The following is a 16,539-nucleotide window of genomic DNA, read 5'->3' as shown; positions in this document are numbered from 1 at the left end:
CATATTATTCGGCCCAAGCGCTGCCGCCCGGTTTGTGAAAGCACAAGGAACCTGACACGCGGCAGCAGAAGACGGCGTGCAATCCTGAAACCGGGGAGATTTCGTCGCCGCCGGGGAAGCGGCAGCATCACGGCGTCGCAGCGCGATGAGCCTTTTGAAGGCTAACCTTGCTTGTTGTTAATTCATGGCTGTCGAGTTTTATCTGGAGCCTGTCAAGGCCGTGCGTCAGGAATTTGCACTCCCTGACGGCACGTGGGACTTCGCGGGAAGGCGCGCGCGGCTGCAGGATATCCGGGGCGTGCGACTGTTGAGAATGGAAGGTAGGCGTTGGCCTGAGCCGGGCCGTGGCTCAAGAAACATAAAAGGGAGCGGGGAACCCCGCTCCCTTGGGAAGGCGATCAGCTGATCAGGCGCGCCGCATCCTGGGCTGCGACGCGTCCTTCGTCGGTCGGCACCACCCAGATCTCGATGCTGCTGTCGCTGGTATGGATGGTGGCGATCGAGTCGCCGGTCGCGGCGCGGTTGGCCTGTTCGTCGACACGCATGCCGAGGTAGGAAAGCGCTTCGCATACGCGCTGGCGCACGTCGACGTCATGTTCGCCGATGCCGCCGGTGAAGGCGATCACGTCCAGTCCACCGAGGGCGGCGGTGAGCGAGCCGCACTCGCGTACAAGGCGGTGGATGAAGATGTCGATTGCCAGCGCCGCATGGGGATCGTCGCTCGCATGCAGCGTGCGCATGTCGGCCGAGATGCCCGATACGCCGCGCAGGCCGGATTCCTTGTACAGCGTGCGTTCCAGCTGCTGCACGTTCCAGCCCTTGCGCAGCAGATGCAACAGCACGCCCGGGTCGAGCGCGCCGCTGCGTGTGCCCATCATCAGGCCGTCCAGCGCGGAAAAGCCCATGGTGGTGGCGACGCTCTTGCCGCCTGCGACGGCGCAGGCGCTGGCGCCATTTCCGAGGTGGGCGATGATGGTCTTGGCGGCTGCGCGCTGCGAGCGCTCCAGCAGGCAGTCAGTGACATAGCGGTAGGACAGGCCATGGAAACCGTAACGCCGGATACCGTCCTCGCGCAGCTTCATCGGCAGCGCGAACATCTGTTCATTGACTGGAAGCGTGGCATGGAACGCCGTGTCGAAGCAGCCGACCTGCGGCAGCTCGGGGAAGATACGGCGAAATGCCTGCACGCCGGCCAGGTTGTGCGGCTGGTGCAGCGGCGCCAGGCGCGACAACGTGGCGAGGTAGGCGAGCATGTCGCCGTCGAGCAGCACCGACTCCGACAGGCGGGCGCCGCCATGCACGATGCGGTGCGCGATAGCGGTGATGTTGACGCCGCCGGTGTGACGCTCCAGCACCTTTTCCAGCGCCACCAGCGCCTGTTCGAACATCGCTTCGCCGGCGACCTCGATCGGCTCGCTGAAGCTGCCGTCCGGGCCGGACATCTTGATGGTCGGGGCGCCGCCCGGCTCCAGCCCTTCGATAATGCCGGACAGGCGCGCCGACGCGATCTCGATGCCGTGGTGCGGATAAAGGGCGAACTTGAGCGAGGAGGATCCCGCATTCACTGCCAGAATGGCGTTTGGAGCGGCGATCATGGCTGCACCTTGCGGTTCTGGTGCGCCAGCAGCAGCGCCAGCGCGGCGGATGCCACGCGCGCATTGGCGCCGTCGGCGCGGCTGGTCAGCGCAATCGGGACGCGCGCGCCGAGCACGATGCCGCAGCCGGCGCCGCCGGCCAGGTATTCGAGCTGCTTGGCGAGCATGTTGCCCGACTCCAGGTCCGGCACGGCGAGGATGTCGGCATTGCCGGCCACCGTCGATTCGATGCCCTTGATGCGCACCGCTTCCATCGAAATCGCATTGTCGAACGCCAGCGGGCCGTCCAGCACGCCGCCGCGGATCTGACCGCGATCGGCCATCTTGCACAGTGCTGCGGCGTCGAGCGTGGACTGCATTTTCACGTTCACGGTTTCAACTGCCGACAGGATCGCCACGTTCGGCTTTTCGGTGCCGAGCGCATGCGCCAGATTGATCGCGTTCTGGATGATGTCGGCCTTTTCTTCCAGCGTGGGCCGGATGTTGAGCGCGGCATCGGTGATCAGGAGCGGCTTGTCGTAGGTCGGTACGTCGAACCGGAACACATGCGACAGGCGGCGCTTGGTGCGCAGCGGACGGCAGGTGACGACGGCGTGCATCAGCTCGTCGGTGTGCAGGCTGCCTTTCATGAGCGCTTCGACGTCGCCGGCAGCGGCCAGCTCGACTGCGCGTTCGGCGGCGGCGACGCTGTGCGCCACCGGGACGATTTCAATGCCCGTCAGGTCGAGGCCGGCAGCCTCGGCGGTGGCGCGCAGCTTGGCCTCGGGGCCGACCAGCACCGGTATGATCAGGCCGCTTTGCCCGGCGTTCAACGCGCCGCGCAGCGACTCCGGGTCGCAGGCGTGGACCACGGCGCAGCGCACCGGCTCAAGGTGGGCTACGGTGGCCAGCAGCGCTTCCAGGCGCGCCTGTGGATCGAACATGCGCAGCTGCGGCAGGTGCATCGCCTGGCGGCGCACCTTCTGGGTCGGGGCAAGGACGACAGCGGTGCCGGACAGCACGTCGTCGCCGGTTTGGTTGATCACCTTGCAGTCGAGCGTGACGCGCTTGGTGCTGTCATCCTTGGCAGTGACGGTGGCGATCACGGTCAGCGTGTCGCCGGTGCGGATCGGACGTGCAAAGTGCAGGCTCTGGTCGGCGTAGACTGTGCCCGGCCCCGGAAAAACGGTGCCGAGCAGGCCGGAAATGAGCATTCCCCCCCACATGCCGTGGGCGACGACGCCATGGAACAGCGACTGGAGCGCGTATTCGGCGTCGACGTGGGTGGGGTTGAGGTCTCCGGATATGGCGGCGAATGCTTGGATATCGGCCAGCGTCAGGGTGCGCACTTGGCGCGCCGACTGGCCGATGCTCAGTTCGTCGTATGTGATGTTCTCAATATAGGGTGCAGCGATATCGTTCATAACAATCCAGAGGATGTGAATGGGTCTAGCGTGCCGCTCTTGCAGGATGTGCACGCCAGTGGCGGTGCGCAGCAAGCGGGCGATGCCTTCAAGCAAGTAGTATGCCGCAATGCACCATTGCGCATGTATCATTTAAAAGGAACAAGGGCGCCGCGACACGCTACCGTCACTGGAAACGGCAGTGCGGGAGGATGGAGGCCATGCAGCAAAAGCCGGCCTACTGGATGGTCGATTCGAGCTTTTCGCGCATTGCGCACACGATTTCGACCGTACGGCTGCCCAATATCCGGTCCAGCAACGGATATAGCATGTCTTCTTCCTTGACGTTATGTTGTTGCATCAATAACGCCAAGGTTTCGGTATGCAGCATGAAATCGACGGGATCGGAGCGACATAGTGCATGATGGAGCCGGTCGACGATGGCGCGGATGCGTTGGTGTTCGACGCGCAACATGCCAAGAGGCATTCCAGAACCGCGAATCGCTTTTTCAAAAGTGGGAAACAGGATGCCTTCTTCCGTGCGGATATGGCGGTCGACGGCGCTCGAAAACAACCGGAAGCTTTGTTCCGCCCGCGGCCATTCTCTCGATGCCACGCTGGTTTCGACCTGCGAGAATAGTGCGTCGCAGCGCTGATGGTCGTACACAAGATAGTCGCAGATGGTGTCCATGACCGCTCCCGTCGATTCTGGATGCCGCAGCAGCAGTAGGGCGACAACTGCTATTTATATCGCTTTGCCAGAACGATATCTTTGATTCAGGATATGCAAAACCCATCTCGCCGCTGTGCTGCCGGGCGTTGCGGCCGCCCGGCTTTTTATTCTCCGTCTCGCCTGCGAGCGTCGCCATAACGTTCTACCGGCCAACGTCGAAGCATGACGGACAATAGTGGCGTGTTTTGCCCCGTTTCACGATATTTCCGCATGTTTTGCCGCCCTCGGACGCGGGAAAATGGCTAAATCACAGTCGACTGGGGAAGGGTTGATCTAGATCATTAATTTTTGAAAATCGAGGCGATACCCTACGCGCATATTGATTTCAGATAAATCCTCGGCGGTCCCGTGGCTTGGCAGCACACATTGGCCTAGCACGTCATCTTTTTCCGTGGGGGAATATTATGCCGGTGCTGTCATTTCGTCAGGACACGGTTTGTATATACAACTGAGAGAGCCTTGTCGCGAGAAGACACCATGCACACGCCGAATATCAAACGCATTCTTTCGAACACTTCGTTATTCAGGATGCTCGACGACGAGCAACTCGGCGAAATCAGCGGCGGCACGCACCCGATCCGTGCCGCATCGAACACGTCGATTATCAACCAGGGCGATGCGCCGAAAGGGGTGTACGTGCTGGTCTACGGACAGGTAAAGATCGGCTTCGACCGCAAGGACGGCAGTGAAAAGACGCTTGCCATCCTCGGGCAAAACAAGTGCTTCGGTCTATGCGAAATGCTGCTGGACCGTACTCATCTCGCATTCGTCAAGACCACGGCTGACTCGATGCTGCTGCATACCTCACGCGACAAGGTGCTGGATGTCGCCAAGGATAATTTTGCATTCGCGCAGGAACTGATGGTGTGCGTCGGCCGTCAGCTTTACTCGCTCACGCGCGACATTGAAAGCTATTCGCTGCAAACCGCCAAGCAGCGCCTGGCAGGTTATCTGCTGCGCCAGAGCCAGTACCAGAGCGCGGAAAGCATTGAACTCATCGCCAGCAAGACGCTGATCGCGTCGCGCCTGAGCCTGACACCGGAAACCCTGTCGCGTCTGCTGCATGACTTTTCATCCTCCGGAGTGATCTCGGTTTCGGGACGGAAAATAAAAATTCTTGATTTCGAGAAGATGAGTGCATTGCTTTCCAATTAAAATATTCGTCGTCAGGCATATTTTCTTGCCTTAAGGATAGAAAAGCCGGCTTCAGACGCGCTTTTCGAGGCTAAAACGATCACGGGCTGCATGCGGCCCGTAATTTTTTCGTGATTTCAATGTCTGTGTGGGGTGTGGCACACTATGTGCTTTCTACGAGGAAAGCATGTGTGCGTCATCTCTTCCGCCTCATGTGGGATGGCGGTGATCCATCTCTTGTGGGCCGCTCCAGCTCAGGCATTACTTGCGCATCGGCGCAAGGCCGGGTTGGGCGGTCCCTTTTTTATATTGCTTCAACATTCAGGCATCGTATGGCATCACCCGACCGCATCCTGCACTGCGTAACATCGCCTTGCCGCCCGTGCCAATTGTGCGGGAAAGCCGGCGCATGAGTTTGCAGGCCTATCAACTTACCTGTATCCGTGGCGACCTACAGCTGTTTGATGATGTCAGCTTTGAACTGCAGCCGGGTGACACCATGCGCGTCGCCGGCACCAACGGCAGCGGCAAGACTAGCCTGCTGCGCATGCTGGCCGGACTGTCTGCCCCGGCGCATGGGGAAGTGCGCTGGAATGGGCGTGACATCTGCAAGCTACGCGAAGAGTTTTGCAGCAACCTGATTTATCTCGGACATGCCAACGGCGTGAAGGACGATCTGCTGGCATGGGAAAACCTGGTGATCGCTTCGGCTCTGTCGGGCAAGGCGCTCCAGCGCGATGACGCGCTCGACGCGCTGGAACAGCTTGGTCTGGGGCGGGCGGCGGAGCTGCCCACACGCGCCTTGTCGCAGGGGCAGCGCAAGCGGGTGGCGCTGGCACGCCTGTCGTTTGGCAACGCGATGCCCCTGTGGATACTCGACGAGCCGTTTACGGCACTGGATGTCAGCGCCATGGAGGCACTGCGCGGCACCCTCAATGCTCACCTGGAAGGCGGCGGGATGGTGATCTATACCACCCACCAGGAAATTGCGCTGTCGGCGCGGCGCACGCTCACGCTCGACATGAATCAGGGGGGCGCATGCTGACGGCCCTGTTTTGCGTGGTACGGCGCGACCTGCTGCTGGCATTCAGGCGCCGCTCGGACGTGCTGACCACCTTGTTCTTCTTTGTCATCGTCGCCACGCTGTTTCCGCTTGGGGTAGGGGCGGAGCCGGCGCTGCTGCGCCCGATGGCCCCCGGCATTCTGTGGGTCGGCGCGCTGCTTGCGTCGATGCTGGCGCTGGGGCGCTTGTTCGCGCTCGATTACGCCGACGGCACTCTGGAGCAGATGCTGCTGTCGTCCGAACCGCTGACCATCATCGTGATCGCCAAGGTGATTGCGCACTGGCTGGTTTCGGGATTGCCGCTGGTGCTGCTGGCACCATTGCTGGCAGTGCAGTTCGACCTGCCGGCCGACTCGATTGGCGTGCTGTTCCTGAGCCTCTTGATCGGCACGCCGGTGTTGAGCCTGATCGGCGCCATCGGTGCGGCGCTGACGCTGGGCGTGCGCGGCGGCGGCGTGCTGGTGTCGCTGCTGGTGTTGCCACTATATATCCCGGTGCTGATCTTCGGCGCCGGCGCAGTCAGCGCGCAAGCGTCCGGCGTGGGTGCCACCGCCCACCTGCTGCTGCTTGGCGGATTGCTGGCCGGCGCCACTGCACTGGCGCCTTGGGCGACGGCCGCCGCACTGCGCATCTCGCTTGAATGACGGGGAGCGTGCTCCACTTCCCTGCAGTGGTACGGCGATTGCTTAAGAGAAATTTTTAAATGAGTCTGGTGACAGGGCAAGAAGAGGGGCGGAAATTCAAGAATCAGAGTGTCGGCAATCTGGTCTAAAATCAATAGATTCTCAAATTCGAGAAGCGCAATTTTCCATCGCACACTCGCTCGCATGCCGCGAAGACCAACCATCGGAGTACTGCTGTAGTGTCTAGCACCAATCAAACTCTTTCCGGCGAGCCGTCAGCGTCGAGGATCCACTGGTACAAATACGCGTCGCCGCAAACGTTTTTTCCCTTTGCGGGAAAACTGATTCCGTGGTTTGCCAGCATCGCTGTCGTACTCACCCTTGTCGGCGTGTACATTGGCTTTTTCGTTGCGCCGACCGATTTCCAGCAGGGCGACGCTTACCGCATCATCTTCCTGCACGTGCCGGCTGCCTGGATGTCGATGTTCATCTACATCGTGATGGCGTGCTGGGCGGGTATCGGCCTGGCATGGAATACCCGCACCTCGTCGATGATGGCCAGCGCCCTGGCGCCGACCGGCGCCTTGTTCACCTTCCTTGCGCTGTGGACCGGCGCGCTGTGGGGCCGTCCAACCTGGGGCGCTTGGTGGGTGTGGGATGCGCGCCTGACTTCGGAACTGATCCTGCTGTTTTTGTACATCGGCTTCATGGCGCTGCAGGCATCGATCGACGATCCGCGTCGCGCCGACAAGGCCGGCGCCGTGCTGGCACTGGTCGGGGTGGTCAATGTGCCGATCATTTATTTCTCGGTGCAATGGTGGAACACCTTGCACCAGGGCTCGTCTATCAACATGACCAAGGCGCCGAGCATGGCGGCCACCATGCTGGCCGGGATGCTGGTGATGGCGCTTGCCATGTGGGCATACACCATTGCGGCGGCGTTGTTCCGGGTGCGCTGCATCATGCTCGAGCGCGAGCGCCATGCGGATTGGGTTAAGGAATACGCGGAGAAGAACGCATGATTTGGAATAGTTGGAGCGATTTTTTTGCGATGGGCGGCTATGCGCTGTACGTGTGGGGCTCGTTTGTCGTGATGTTCGGCTTGCTGGGCGCTGAAGTGTTCATGCTGCAGATGCGGCGCAAGAGCACGCTGCAACAACTGCGCCGCTGGACGCGCAATAACGCCCGCCACGGGCGCAAGGATGGGGAGAACTCGAAATGAAAGCCAGGCATAAGCGCATGGCCCTGATTGCAGCCGGGCTGGCGACACTCGGCCTTGCGGCTTGGCTGGTGCTGTCGGCATTCCAGAAGAACCTGGTGTTCTTCTTTACGCCGACGCAGATTACCGCCGGCGAAGCGCCGCGCGGACGCAGCTTCCGGGTCGGCGGCATGGTCGAGAACGGCAGCCTGCAGCGCCAGCCGGACGGCGTGACCGTCGCCTTCGGCGTGACCGACAACGCGCAAAGGATCCGTGTCGTCTACCGCGGGATCCTGCCTGACCTGTTCAAGGAGGGCAAGGGGGTGGTGGCGCAGGGCAAGCTTGGCAACGACGGCGTGTTCGTGGCGGAAGAAGTGCTGGCCAAGCACGACGAAAACTACATGCCGCCGGATGCGGCCTATGCGCTCAAGAAGGGCCAGGAAGCGAAGGCGGCTAGCGCAATGGCAAAGGATGCCAAATGATTCCAGAACTGGGTAATTTTTCCCTGATGCTTGCGCTGTGCCTGACACTGGTGCAAGGCATCTTGCCGATCGCCGGCACATTCAACGGCAACCGGCGTTGGATGGACGTGGCGCGCCCGGCCGCAGCCGGGCAATTCCTGTTCGTCTCGATTGCGTTCGCCTGCCTGCTGTACTCGTTCATCAACAACGATTTTTCACTGACCTACGTCGCATCCAATTCGAACTCGAAGTTGCCGGTGTACTACCGCATCGCGGGCACCTGGGGCGGCCATGAAGGCTCGTTGCTGCTATGGGCCGAGATGCTGGCGCTGTGGACCTTCGCGGTGTCGACCCTGTCCAGGCAGCTGTCCGACGAGACGGTGGCGCGCGTACTGGGCGTGATGGGCCTGATCAGCGTCGGCTTCCTGTGCTTCCTGCTGTTCACCTCCAATCCGTTCGAGCGCATGCTGCCCGGCGCCGTGGATGGCCGCGACCTCAACCCGCTGCTGCAGGACTTCGGCATGATCATCCACCCGCCGCTGCTGTACATGGGCTACGTCGGCTTCTCGGTCGCGTTTGCCTTCGCGATTGCGGCGCTGATGGGCGGCGAGCTCGACGCTGCCTGGGCGCGCTGGTCGCGTCCATGGACGTCGGTGGCATGGATGTTCCTCACGCTCGGCATTTTCATGGGCAGCTTCTGGGCCTATTACGAGCTGGGCTGGGGCGGCTGGTGGTTCTGGGATGCGGTGGAAAACGCTTCCTTCATGCCGTGGCTGGTCGGCACCGCGCTGATCCATTCGCTGGCCGTCACCGAACAGCGCGGCAGCTTCAAGAACTGGACCGTGCTGCTGGCGATCATCGCGTTCTCGCTGTCGCTCCTGGGCACCTTCCTGGTCCGTTCCGGCGTGCTGACTTCGGTGCATGCATTCGCGACCGATCCGCGCCGCGGCCTGTTCATCCTGATCTTCCTCGCCATCGTGATCGGCGGCTCGCTGCTGCTGTACGCATGGCGCGCGCCGAAGGTGGGCCTGGGCGGGCGCTTCTCGCTGGTGTCGCGCGAGTCGATGCTGCTGGTGAATAACGTCCTGCTGCTGGTGGCCGCCGGCACCGTTCTGCTTGGCACGCTGTATCCGCTGTTCCTCGACGCGCTCAACCTCGGCAAGATTTCGGTCGGCCCGCCGTACTTCGAGGCGGTGTTCGTGCCGCTGATGATTCCGGTGCTGCTGCTGCTCGCGATCGGCCCTTTCGTGCGCTGGAAGGAGGCGTCGGTTGGTGACGTGGCATTGCGCCTGCGCTGGGTGGCGCTGGCCACGCTGGTCATCGGTGGCGGTGCGGCATTCGCCGCGTCGACCTCGGCGCTGGCGACCGCCGGGCTGATCTTTGCGGTCTGGATTCTGCTGGCGACCGCATCGCACCTGCTGCAGCGCTTGCGTCATGCGCCGGCCGGCACTGCCATCTTCAAACGATTTTCCAGCCTGCCGCGCAGTTACTGGGCAATGATCATCGCCCACGCCGGCATCGGCGTGTTCGTGGTCGGCGTCACCTTGGTCAAGGGGCTGGAAACGGCCAAGGACGTCAGCATGCGGGTGGGCGACAGCACCAGCGTTGGCGGCTATGCCTTCACTTTCACCGACCTGTCGGAGAGCAGGGGACCGAACTATATCGCGGCCAGGGCGCGGTTCGAAGTCACGAGAGGGGATAGCAAGATCGCGACCATGGAACCGGAAAAGCGCATGTACACCGTGCAGCAGATGCCGATGACAGAAGCGGCGATCGAGCGCGGCTTCACGCGCGACCTGTACGTGTCGCTGGGCGAAGCCACCAATGACGGCACCTGGGTGGTGCGCGTGCAGCACAAGCCGTTTGTCGGCTGGATCTGGGCCGGCTGCCTGATCATGGCATTCGGCGGGCTGCTTGCCGCCTCGGATCGCCGCTACCGTGTACTGGCGCGCAGGCGCCAGCAGGCCGATGTCGTGGCTCCCGTCGAGACGGCCAACGTTACCGCATCAGCATCATGAAGAGATTCCTGCTTCCTCTCGGCGTATTCATCGCGCTGCTCGGCTTTCTGTACATCGGGCTGCACCTGAATCCGCGTGAAATCCCGTCGCCCTTTATCGGCAAGCCTGCGCCGGCCTTCAAGCTGTCGCAGCTGGGCGAGCCGGACAAGACCATCTCCAACCAGGACATGCTGGGCAAGGTCTGGCTGCTCAATGTCTGGGCGTCGTGGTGCGTGTCGTGCCGTCAGGAGCATCCGGTGCTGATGCATTTCGCCAAGACCGGCGCCGTGCCGATCATCGGCTTGAATTACAAGGACAAGCGCGACGAGGGTACGGCATGGCTGTCCGAATTCGGCAATCCGTACCTGACCTCGGCCTTCGATTCCGACGGCCGTGTCGGCATCGATTTTGGCGTGTACGGTGTCCCCGAAACGTTCGTGATCGACAAGAAGGGCGTGGTCCGCATGAAATACACCGGTCCGATCACGCCGGAAGCCATCAGCCAGAAGCTGCTGCCCCTGATTAAGGAGCTGAACCGTGCGTAAGTGGATGATTTGTTTGCTGCTTGCAGTGGTCGCTGCTGCCGCGCAGGCGCGCGAAGCACCGCCGGTGTCAGGCGATCCCGTGCTGGAAAAGCGCGTGATGGCGCTGTCGGAAGAGCTGCGCTGCCTGGTGTGCCAGAACCAGACGCTGGCCGATTCGCACGCCGAGCTGGCGATCGACCTGAAGAATCAGGTGCGCGAGAAGCTGGCGGCCGGCATGTCGGACAAGGAAGTGGTGGACTATCTGGTGGCGCGCTATGGCGATTTCGTGCTGTACCGCCCGCCGGTCAAGGCCACCACATGGCTGCTGTGGTTCGGTCCGTTCCTGCTTCTGATTGGCGGCATTGCCGTGCTCGCGGTAAAGCTGGTGAAACGACGCGACGTGGCGGAAGACCTGCCGGAAGAAGATATGCGGCGAGCGGCGGCATTGCTCGACGCGGCCAACGAGACGAAGGATAAAGCATGACCGGATTTTTGATCGGCGCCGCGTTATTGACGGCAACGGCCTTGCTGTTCGTGTTGCCGCCGTTGCTGCGCAAGGGGCGGGGGGAAGTGGCCGATGTGCGGCGCGATGAACTGAACCTGAGCGTGCTGCGCGACCAGTTGCGCGAGCTTGAGATCGATCTTGCCGACGGCATGATCGAACAGCATGCCTATGAAAGCGCGCGCCGGGAACTGGAGCGCCGTGTCGCTGAAGAAGTGCGGCCGCAAGCCGCTCCGGCCGGCAGCAGTGCGGAGAAGCGCTGGGCGCCGTGGGTAATCGCCGTCGCGCTGCCTGCGCTTGCGATTTCGCTCTACATGTTCCTTGGCACGCCCGCCGGGATCGATCCCGTACAGGCTGCTGCTGCTTCCGCCGAGAATTCGCATGAGATCACGCCGCAGCAGATCGAAGGCATGGTCGCGCGCCTGGCCGAGCGGCTCAAGACCGAGCCGGATGACGTCGAAGGCTGGAACATGCTGGCGCGCTCCTACAACGCGCTTGGCCGTTTCGACGAATCGAGCAAGGCGTTCGGGCATCTGGTGAAGCTGGTGCCGAACGACGCCAACTTGTTCGCAGACTATGCCGACGTGCTGGCGATGGCGCGCAACAAGAGCCTGCAGGGCGAGCCGGAGAAGCTGATCGACCGCGCGCTGGCCATCGAACCGAACAACGTCAAGGCGCTGGCCTTGTCGGGCAGCGCGGCCTTCGAACGGCGCGACTATGCGGCTGCGGTCACGCGCTGGCAGAAAATCCTGGCGCTGGTGCCGGCCGAGTCCGATATCGGGCGCTCGATCGCCAGCAGCATCAGCGAAGCCCAGGGCTTGATGGGGCTCGCCCCGGCAGCGACCGCTCCTGCTTCGAAGGCAAAGGCAGCGGGCGGTGGCGCGACGCTGGAAGGCGTGGTCGAACTCGACCCGGCCCTGCGCGCGCAGGCGTCGGATACGGATACGGTGTTCATTTTCGCGCGTGCCGCGCAAGGAGCGCAGGAAGGGAAACGTCCGCCTCTGGCGGTGCTGCGCAAGCAGGTCAAGGACTTGCCGGCGAGCTTCGTGCTGGACGACGGCATGGGCATGACGCCGGCTGCGAAGCTGTCCGACTTCCCGAAGGTGGTGGTAAGCGCGCGCATTTCCAGGACAGGCAACGCGACGCCGAGCGCAGGCGATTTGGAGGGGGCAACCGGGCCGGTACAGCCGGGGACGAAAAACTTGACGGTACGTATCGTCAAGCGTGTCGAATAAGTAGTGCAGTGCGCGATGACGCGCACTGCACTCATCAGCGTGTGCTGGATTACTTCGACTGGCCGATCATGTAATCGGCTGCTGCGATCACATCAGCGTCTGCCAGGCTGGTATTGCCACCCTTTGGCGGCATCACATTCTTGCCTTTGAGCGCCGATGCGTGAAGCGCGTCGAGGCCAGTCTTGATGCGCGGTGCCCATGCTGCCTTATCGCCGAGCTTGGGCGCGCCAGCCGCGCCGGTTGCATGACAGGCTGCGCAATTGGCTTGATAGACTTCTTTGCCGCCGGCATAAGCCTGGCTGGCCATCAGTGACAAGACTGCGGCAATGACGAGAGTGACTTTCATGTTTTCTCCTTGGATTTAAGAATACGGTCTAAATAACGAAATGCTATACATGTACCGTTCTTGCATGTTGGCAATTAGTGTGCCAGCAGAAAGCAGGCTTTATTTAGAGAAATGAAGAAAGTTTCCTGTCCGAGATCAAGGTTTTACTGAAAATGAGAAAAAGAAGATGCGGAATTTCCAAGAGTTGGAATTTCATATTGGTATTTGCTCTTCGTTGAGCCGGTTGTCATGGCAAATTAGTAATTTATTCGCTATGCCCATTTCTTTTGGGCTATGGAACCAAAATTGCTTCAAGTAAATAATTGCTCACTTGCTATTTCACGATTTCTCGGGGGCTTGGCCTGTATGCATTGCACCTTATTGTCCTGAAAGTGCGCGAATTGACGCAAAGACGCGGTGAAAAGGCGAAGGCGGTTCCGCCTGTGTGGTTGTAAGACTGACAGGCCAAGGGGGCAGACCGATCATCTGTGTCATTTGTAATGCCCGCAGTATCCGTCGTCCTTTCGGGCGGCCATGCATGCGCTGAATTTTTCTGGAAGGAACACTGTCTCAATTCAATCTTTTCGAGGGAAGGATGTGACTCGCAAAGCGCGGATTTTAGAACAGCGATAAACGATGATGATGAGTAAAGAAAAGCAAGGTATAGATCCGGCTGCGAATAATGTGGCTGGTGAATCCATGCAGGTGGCGAAACGGCCATTGTCGGTGCGCACTAAAGGATTGATCGTGTTCGTCGCGCTCATGGTGTATGCGTTCGCCACCGCACTTTTCGTCATGCATGAAAAACGGGCGCTGATGAAGGAATTCGAACAGATAGAAATGTCGCTCGAAACCGACCGTCTGCTCAATCAGGCGAGCACCGCCGCCTTCCATACTTTGATGGGCGTGTTTGTCAACCTCGATGCGTCTGACCGCGACGCGGGAATGCAGCGCATCCGCATGCATTTCGACTCGCTGCTTAACCGATACGCCGAAGTGCGGGCGCGTGTTCCCACTCTCCGAATCAGCTTGGATGGCGTTCGCAAGGCGCAGGAGGCCGCGGCCCGGGAACCCTCCAGAGCCAACATGAATCAGTTGATAGCCGAACTGGTGAAGACCAAGAATGAATTCACGGTCTTGGCCGAGCAGTCGCATACAGCACGGCAACACATGTCCGAGCAGTATCGCGTGAAGGCAGATTCAGCGATGGGAATAGCGCTGTTTCTGGTCATGATCGGATTGGCGCTCCTGGGCTTATGCATTGGCGTGTTTTTCAGGCAATTGACCAGAGACTTGAGCATCTTGCAAACCCGCGCCCTGGAGATCGTCAATGGGTATCGCGGTGAACCGATTCCGGTGCGCAGGTATGATGAAGTCGGCCAGTTGATGGCGGCGGTGAATAGTATGGCAACTGCCCTTGATAGGCGGGAAAAGGAATTGCTCCTCGAGCGCCAAAGATATTTTCATCAAGAAAAAATGGCGGCGATTGGCACACTGGCGGCCGGAGTTGCGCATGAAATTGGCAATCCGATTGCCGCAATCTCGGGCATAGCAGAAGACATGGTGCTGCGACGTAACGAAGGGCCTGGCGTCTGCGCAAGCAAGGAGCTTTGTCTGCAGTGCCGACCTGATTTGATCCTGGAACAGGCGCAGCGTCTTTCGGCGATTACGCGCGAGATTTCAGATTTCGCGTCCCCGCAGCCGGCGGATCCGCAGTTCCTCGACCTCAATGGCCAACTGCGCAGTGCCTGCAGTCTCATTCGCTACGATAAGCGCTTGCGAAGCGTGGAGCTGCGGCTGGAATTGGATTCGCAATTGCCGGCCATCTACGGCGAAGCTAACCAGTTGACCCAGCTGATCATGAACCTCCTCATTAATGCGATGGACGCGCTGGAATCCGTGAAGGGCCGGCAGCCGACCATCACCGTGTCGACGCGGGTCGATAGCGGACGCGTCTGCATGACAGTCGAAGACAACGGCCACGGCATGGAGAAGGAAGTGCTGGCGCAGGCGTTCGACGCATTTTTTACCACCAAGCCCGCCGGCAAGGGCACCGGCCTCGGATTGCCGCTATGCTATTCGATCATGAAGCGGCACGAGGGGACCATCGAGATCGACTCGTCGCCGGGCGCCGGCACCCGGGTGCAGGCATTTTTCCCAATTAAAGAAATCTCATGACAGACATGAACATAAAGTCCTTGGAAGTGCTGGTCGTCGATGACGAGCCGGCAATCAGGCAGGTTCTGGCGGCGCACCTGTCGCGCTCCGGTTGCAGCGTATGCCAGGCCGCGAATGCGACCGATGCGCTGGAACGCCTGTCGAAGGGCGATATCGACGTCGCCATCAGCGACATCAAGATGCCGGATTTTACCGGCATCGAGCTGGTGCGCCGTGCGCGCGCGGCCGGCATCGACACCAGCTTCATCATGATGACCGCCTTCGCCTCGGTCGATACCGCGATCGACGCCATCAAGGCTGGCGCGTCCGACTACATGATTAAGCCGGTGCGCAACGAGGAGGTGCTGCACCGCCTGATGAAGGTTAGCGATATGCGCCGCCTGTCGTCCGAGAACAAGGTGCTGCGCAACCTGGTGATGGGCTCGCGCGAGGAGACGTTCGCATTCGCGTCGGCCGCCATGCGCGAGCTGGAACGGCTCATCGCCAAGGTCGCGCCGACCGACAGCACGGTGCTGGTGACCGGAGAATCCGGTACCGGCAAGGGCGTGATCGCACGCCAGATTCACCAGAACAGCCAGCGCGCCGAAGGCCCCTTCATTCCGGTCAACTGCGGTGCGATCCCAGAAAACCTAATGGAAAGCGAACTGTTCGGCCATGTGAAAGGGTCGTTCACGGGCGCGGACAAGGCGCGCAAGGGCCTGTTTCTGGAAGCCGACAAGGGCACCATCTTTCTCGACGAGATCGGCGAGCTTCCGCTGGCGCTGCAGGTCAAGCTGCTGCACGTGATCGAGGAAAAGACGGTGCGCCCGGTCGGCAGCGAGCAGGCCAAGCGTGCCGACGTGCGCATCGTGGCCGCCACCAACCGCGACCTGGCCCAGATGGTTGCCGACGGCAAGTTCCGCGAAGACCTGTACTTCCGCCTCTCGGTGTTCCATGTGCACGCGCCGCCGCTGCGCGAGCGCAGGCAGGATATTCCAGGACTGGTGCGATTCCTGCTGCAGCGTGGTGCCAAGCGAATGAATCACCGCCAGGCGATCGTCATCGATCCGGAAGTGGAAGAGATCCTGGGTGCGTACGATTGGCCCGGCAACGTGCGCGAAATGGAAAACGTGGTCGACCGGGCATTGATCCTGGCCGACGAGGGACGCATTACGACTGCTGAACTGCCGCCTCAGATAATGCGCGGCGACCCTGCCAAGAACGGCATACAGGTGCCGCCGTCCGGCGACGGATTGCGCGAGCAGGTGCGGCGCTTCGAATGCGCTGTGGTTACCAGGGCAATCAGCGACGCCGGCGGCGACCGCCGCATGGCCGCACAAAAGCTGGGGATAGGACTGTCCAGCTTATACCGGAAGATGGAAGAGTTCGAGGCTCTTGGCATGCTGAAGGATGGCGTGTAGCCGGCATGATGCCTGCCCACATTCGGTCCGAGCACGCTAGTAGATCACCGCGCCGGTTTCCGAACTTTGAACTAAGTGCCGGCGCGTCTGCGCCGGCAATATCGCCTTGCTCATGCAGGTGCGCATCTATCGAGAAAATATCAACAGGTTTTCCATGACCACCAAATTCGCCCCCCTCAAGAACGACAC

General features: G+C 61.0%; 16 protein-coding genes and 1 pseudogene. 13 read left to right on the top strand and 4 right to left on the bottom strand.

What is annotated here, in order from left to right; translation table 11 throughout:
- The first annotated feature begins 184 nt into the window (after positions 1-184).
- Positions 185-406, top strand: coding sequence for a hypothetical protein (locus TSA66_RS28250; RefSeq protein ID WP_040041187.1), 222 nt, complete (start codon positions 185-187; stop codon positions 404-406).
- Here the strand turns inward: TSA66_RS28250 and TSA66_RS19490 are convergent.
- The 3 genes from TSA66_RS19490 to TSA66_RS19480 form a co-directional block, all read right to left on the bottom strand.
- A complete protein-coding gene (locus TSA66_RS19490) occupies positions 399-1,595 on the bottom strand; it encodes an acetate/propionate family kinase (RefSeq protein ID WP_040041186.1) in 1,197 nt (398 codons plus the stop codon). The genes TSA66_RS28250 and TSA66_RS19490 overlap by 8 nt on opposite strands.
- A complete protein-coding gene (locus TSA66_RS19485) occupies positions 1,592-2,998 on the bottom strand; it encodes a bifunctional enoyl-CoA hydratase/phosphate acetyltransferase (RefSeq protein WP_040042785.1) in 1,407 nt (468 codons plus the stop codon). The genes TSA66_RS19490 and TSA66_RS19485 overlap by 4 nt, the downstream gene beginning before the upstream one ends.
- A 217-nt stretch (positions 2,999-3,215) precedes the next feature.
- Positions 3,216-3,668, bottom strand: coding sequence for a hemerythrin domain-containing protein (locus tag TSA66_RS19480; protein ID WP_040041185.1), 453 nt, complete (start codon positions 3,666-3,668; stop codon positions 3,216-3,218).
- Between the two features lie 519 nt (positions 3,669-4,187).
- On the opposite strand from TSA66_RS19480, the gene TSA66_RS19475 reads away from it, so the two are divergent.
- The 10 genes from TSA66_RS19475 to ccmI all read left to right on the top strand — a co-directional run bounded on the left by TSA66_RS19475 (position 4,188) and on the right by ccmI (position 12,447).
- Entirely contained in the window at positions 4,188-4,865 is a 678-nt protein-coding gene (locus TSA66_RS19475) for a Crp/Fnr family transcriptional regulator (protein ID WP_052452454.1), read from the top strand.
- A 388-nt stretch (positions 4,866-5,253) separates the two neighbouring features.
- Positions 5,254-5,889: a cytochrome c biogenesis heme-transporting ATPase CcmA gene (gene ccmA / locus TSA66_RS19470; protein ID WP_052452453.1), complete on the top strand. Its 636-nt coding sequence runs from the start codon at positions 5,254-5,256 to the stop codon at positions 5,887-5,889.
- A complete protein-coding gene (ccmB, locus tag TSA66_RS19465) occupies positions 5,883-6,551 on the top strand; it encodes a heme exporter protein CcmB (protein ID WP_040041184.1) in 669 nt (222 codons plus the stop codon). Before ccmA ends, ccmB begins: the two co-directional genes overlap by 7 nt.
- A gap of 218 nt (positions 6,552-6,769) precedes the next feature.
- Positions 6,770-7,552, top strand: coding sequence for a heme ABC transporter permease (locus tag TSA66_RS19460; RefSeq protein ID WP_052452452.1), 783 nt, complete (start codon positions 6,770-6,772; stop codon positions 7,550-7,552).
- Entirely contained in the window at positions 7,549-7,752 is a 204-nt protein-coding gene (gene ccmD / locus TSA66_RS19455) for a heme exporter protein CcmD (RefSeq protein WP_040041183.1), read from the top strand. Before TSA66_RS19460 ends, ccmD begins: the two co-directional genes overlap by 4 nt.
- Positions 7,749-8,210, top strand: coding sequence for a cytochrome c maturation protein CcmE (gene ccmE / locus TSA66_RS19450; protein WP_040041182.1), 462 nt, complete (start codon positions 7,749-7,751; stop codon positions 8,208-8,210). The genes ccmD and ccmE overlap by 4 nt, the downstream gene beginning before the upstream one ends.
- Positions 8,207-10,207: a heme lyase CcmF/NrfE family subunit gene (locus tag TSA66_RS19445; RefSeq protein ID WP_052452451.1), complete on the top strand. Its 2,001-nt coding sequence runs from the start codon at positions 8,207-8,209 to the stop codon at positions 10,205-10,207. The genes ccmE and TSA66_RS19445 overlap by 4 nt, the downstream gene beginning before the upstream one ends.
- Positions 10,204-10,731: a DsbE family thiol:disulfide interchange protein gene (locus TSA66_RS19440; RefSeq protein WP_040041181.1), complete on the top strand. Its 528-nt coding sequence runs from the start codon at positions 10,204-10,206 to the stop codon at positions 10,729-10,731. The genes TSA66_RS19445 and TSA66_RS19440 overlap by 4 nt, the downstream gene beginning before the upstream one ends.
- Positions 10,724-11,194: a cytochrome c-type biogenesis protein gene (locus TSA66_RS19435; protein ID WP_040041180.1), complete on the top strand. Its 471-nt coding sequence runs from the start codon at positions 10,724-10,726 to the stop codon at positions 11,192-11,194. Before TSA66_RS19440 ends, TSA66_RS19435 begins: the two co-directional genes overlap by 8 nt.
- Positions 11,191-12,447, top strand: coding sequence for a c-type cytochrome biogenesis protein CcmI (gene ccmI / locus TSA66_RS19430; RefSeq protein WP_040041179.1), 1,257 nt, complete (start codon positions 11,191-11,193; stop codon positions 12,445-12,447). Before TSA66_RS19435 ends, ccmI begins: the two co-directional genes overlap by 4 nt.
- A 49-nt stretch (positions 12,448-12,496) precedes the next feature.
- On the opposite strand, the pseudogene TSA66_RS19425 reads toward ccmI, so the two are convergent.
- Positions 12,497-12,730: pseudogene (locus tag TSA66_RS19425) on the bottom strand (c-type cytochrome); the annotation flags it as partial.
- Between the two features lie 678 nt (positions 12,731-13,408).
- Here TSA66_RS19425 and TSA66_RS19420 point away from each other — a divergent pair.
- Positions 13,409-14,950: a sensor histidine kinase gene (locus TSA66_RS19420; RefSeq protein ID WP_084199749.1), complete on the top strand. Its 1,542-nt coding sequence runs from the start codon at positions 13,409-13,411 to the stop codon at positions 14,948-14,950.
- The gene (locus TSA66_RS19415) at positions 14,947-16,350 is read left to right on the top strand and encodes a sigma-54-dependent transcriptional regulator (protein WP_232429495.1); all 1,404 of its coding nucleotides are present in this window, start codon (positions 14,947-14,949) and stop codon (positions 16,348-16,350) included. The genes TSA66_RS19420 and TSA66_RS19415 overlap by 4 nt, the downstream gene beginning before the upstream one ends.
- Positions 16,351-16,539 lie beyond the last annotated feature (189 nt).

The sequence above is a fragment of the Noviherbaspirillum autotrophicum genome (genome assembly GCF_000818395.1).
GTDB lineage: Bacteria > Pseudomonadota > Gammaproteobacteria > Burkholderiales > Burkholderiaceae_D > Noviherbaspirillum > Noviherbaspirillum autotrophicum.
The sequence above is the reverse complement of the archived record's forward strand: the minus strand, read 5'-3'. Positions and strand labels throughout refer to the sequence as shown.